Source organism: Nonomuraea monospora (assembly GCF_039531895.1).
Taxonomy (GTDB): domain Bacteria; phylum Actinomycetota; class Actinomycetes; order Streptosporangiales; family Streptosporangiaceae; genus Nonomuraea; species Nonomuraea monospora.
In genome coordinates this window covers 1-3,462 of record NZ_BAAAQX010000090.1, presented here as the reverse complement: position 1 = coordinate 3,462, position 3,462 = coordinate 1, and the positions used below count along the sequence as shown (strand labels likewise).

Below are 3,462 nucleotides of genomic sequence, written 5' to 3'. Positions count from 1 at the left end.
GCTGCTTCGGAGTCTGGCCCACTGCCATCGCTCGATCCCATCCCCACGCCCGGTGACCAACACCGATCACCATGGCACACCAGGCCAGACTTACGCGAGATAGATCAAAAAACACCAGCCACCTAGGGCTGCCAGGGCTGTGTCGTCGTCCACGATGCCTGGGCGGAGGATTGCGCGGATGTCGGCCGTGTGAGCGCGTAGGTCGGACAGGACCTGGACGGCGGAGAGGATGCCGCGTACGTCCGCGGTGGCCACCAGGAGGGTGGATTTGGCTCTGGTCAGGGCCTCTGTCGCGGATGGGTCGAGGTGTCTGGGGAGGTCCACGACCACCAGGTCGAAGCCGCGGGTGCCTGCTTCGAGGACTGAGCGCATGGCTTGCGGTGGGATGGGATCGACCTGGCCTCTGTGGAAGGAGAGGACGGCGAGATCGCCGAAGGCCGGGAGGGCCGCTTGGAGGGCGCCGGCGTTGATTCTGCCTTCCCGGGCCACCAGGTCTGCCCAGCGGGCGCCTTTTGCCTCCTCATGACCCAGCAGTGCGTCTATGCCTCCGCCGAGCGGGTCGGCGTCCACGAGGAGGGTGCGGAGGCGGTCGGTTGAGGCCCGCAGGGCCAGGCAGGCGGCGAGGACGCTCGCGCCCGCGCCGCCTCGGCCGCCTATCAAGCAGATCACGGAGCCTGAGCGGGGGTCAGGGTCCATGGCGTCGGCGAATCTGTCCACGAGGTGGCGTTCGTCGTTGGGGAGGGTGAGGACGGATTGGGCGCCTACCGCTACGCATTTTCGCCAGGTGTCGGGGTCTTCGGGGTCGCGGGTTACGAGGAGGACCTGGTCGCGGGGTGGGGGTGCGGTGGAGGCCATCAGGTCTGCTTGGTCGGCGCCTATGGCTATCAGTGGGGCGAGGTTCCAGAAGGGGCGGGCGTGGGTGGGGGTGGGGGCTACGTCTAGTTGGGCGCCGGCTGCGGCTGCTATGCGGACGAGGTCGTCGAGGAGGGGTGGGTCTTCGGTGATGACCAAGGGGCGGTGCATGGCGACCTCCTGGGGGTGGGGTGGTTGTTACGCGGGGGTGCGGAGGTCGAGCCTGCTGGAGGTGGGGTGGGGCGGGAGGGGCCGAACGGGGTTCTGTGGATGAGTGGGGGTGCGGGTGGGCGGGGCTGTGGATGACGTGCTGCGCGCTGATGCCTCCTGGGTGTCGGGGGCGCGGCGTGTGCGCGGGCGCGGCGTGTGCGCGGGCGCGGCGTGTGCGCGGGCGCGGGCGCGGTGTGTGCGCGGGTGTAGGGGTGCAGGGAGTGCTGGGTGTCGGCGGCGCGGCGTGTGCGGGGTGCGGGTATGGGGGTGCGCTGGATGTCGGCGGCGCGGCGCGGCAGTTGCGGGCTGTGGGGTGCCGGGTGTGGAGGTGTGGGGGGGTGCCCGGGTGTGGGGGGTGCCCGGGTGTGGGGGGTGCCCGGGTGTGGGGGGTGCCCGGGTGTGGGGGGTGCCCGGGTGTGGGGGCGTGCGCGCGGGCGCGGGGTGCAGGCTGGGGCGAAGTGCGGGCGCCAGAGGACGCGAAAGGGCAGCAGAAGAAGCCCGCAGTGGGCAGCCAGCGGAAGCTAGCGGGGGCTCAGGACGCAGGCGGGGCCCAGGACGCTGGCGGGCTGAGGAGGCGGGCGGGGCCCAGCAGGCTGGTGGGCTGAGGAAGCCGGCGGGCCTGCGGGGGTGGGTGGGCCGGGTGTTAGGGGCGGCGCGTGGTGACGGCCATCGCTTGGTTCCTCGAATGGTGTGCAATCCAAGGTCGAAGAACAACAGGCGATGGCCGCGGTCAACAGTGTGGCGGCGGAGGCGCGGTCGAGCACGCTGGTTCGGGATCAGGGGCCCCGACTTGTCGGCGGGAGGTGGAGGCCGGCCGAACATGGTGGGGAAAAGGGGCGACCCCCGCCGGGGGGGAGAGCGGGGGTCGCCTGATCGGTCCGGCTCCGGGGGGGTAGAGCCGGTCCCGTTTCAGAAGAAAGCTTTCATCACTAGACCGGAGCCTGGCAAGGGACTTGCAAACCTATCCCGTGCAACGGCGCTCCAGTTTCGGGCGATACCACCGTATGCTGCCCGATCGACGCGAGTTTCGTCGAGGAGCAATCTCGCATTTTCGCCAAGTTTTTTCGTCACCGGATAACGATCACATAAAGGCGATCACAGAGAGTGATAGTCACAGCTTGGTAACCGGGTACTCCAACCCGGGGCCCACCCATGCCCTGGAGCCCCATCCCAGGTGCGGGTAAAGGTCTTGGTGTGAGGGGTTCCCATCAGGGCGGATCCGTCGTAGAAAGGTGACACGGACCACTTGTCCGGGTGCATCAGCCGGGCACCCACGCGCGACCAGCCGCGGGAGGCGCGTCGTGACGGGCTTGACCCGCTCCGACGGATTGAGGTGCACGCTTGGTAACCCGGTGTGATGCACCGGCAGACGGCGTTCCATGACTGGGACGCCGTCAGCTATGTCAGCAGCGCCGGAGGGCCGCTCTCACTGCCGGAGGGCTGGCCGGGCTGCAGGAGAGCTAGCCGCGCTGCATGGCCTCACAGATCGCAGTCGTCTCGCGTACGCCGAGGGTTACCGCGGAGGCACAGTGTTGTACCCAGGCGGCGACGCCCTCCGCCGAGCCCTCCAGGTAGGCGCGCAGCGCGTCGGCGTACGGCAGCTCCAGGTGCCCCACCTCCACCGCCACCAGCGACTTCGGGTCCAGCCCGTGCTCGACGAGCGTCAGGCGCCCCGCCGAGCGGCCCACGATCCCGTCCGCCGTGCCGAACGGCCGCAGCACCGCCAGCTCGGCGTGCACCACTGCGGCCAGCACGATCGCGGGGGCCTTCGTGGGACGTTCGAGGAGGTCGAGCAGGCCTTCCAGGCGGGCCGCCGTGTCGGCGGCGCCGGGGGCCGGGCCGAGGGAGAGCGGGTCGGGGGCCTCGTCGGAGATGCGGGGGCGGCCCAGCGCCTCCTGGGGCGCGAGGCCGGCGGCGGCGACGGCGTGCAGGCGGGCGAGCACCTGCCTGGGCGCCTTTCGCCAGGTGGAGCCCAGCCTGCCCATCTCCGCCGACGCGCGCAGCGCCCCCTGGACGAGCGGGTCGTGCACCTCGTCGCGGCGCAGGGCGTCCAAGGGCACGTCCACACCCTCGACGGCGGCCGAGGCGCGCGCGCCGCGCAGGGACGACTCGGTGGACACCGCCGGGCTGGCCCGGCGCAGGACACGGTGGCGGTAGAGCCGGTCTACGGCCTGCCGGGCCTCGTCCACGGCCTCCGGGACGCCGGGGAGCTGGGCGACGACGGCCAACGGGTCTGGGTCACTCACAGGATCCGACCTTACCCGCGCGTTCACGGCCGCCTGAACGAGCGGGGGACCGCTGACCGCCGCCGACCCCCGCTGACCGTCCCTGGAGGATGCGCTGGTTCGGGCTCGGGCGGGGGTGCGCGGGTTGGGCGGGGGTGCGCGGGTTGGGCGGGGG

General features: G+C 71.5%; 2 protein-coding genes. Both read right to left on the bottom strand.

Features of this window, described 5'->3' with window-relative positions:
- Nucleotides 1–90 precede the first annotated feature (90 nt).
- A complete protein-coding gene (ssd, locus tag ABD331_RS60545; RefSeq protein ID WP_344496659.1) occupies nt 91–1,023 on the bottom strand; it encodes a septum site-determining protein Ssd in 933 nt (310 codons plus the stop codon).
- Between the two features lie 1,499 nt (nt 1,024–2,522).
- Entirely contained in the window at nt 2,523–3,308 is a 786-nt protein-coding gene (locus ABD331_RS60540) for a Fic family protein (RefSeq protein WP_344496657.1), read from the bottom strand.
- Nucleotides 3,309–3,462 lie beyond the last annotated feature (154 nt).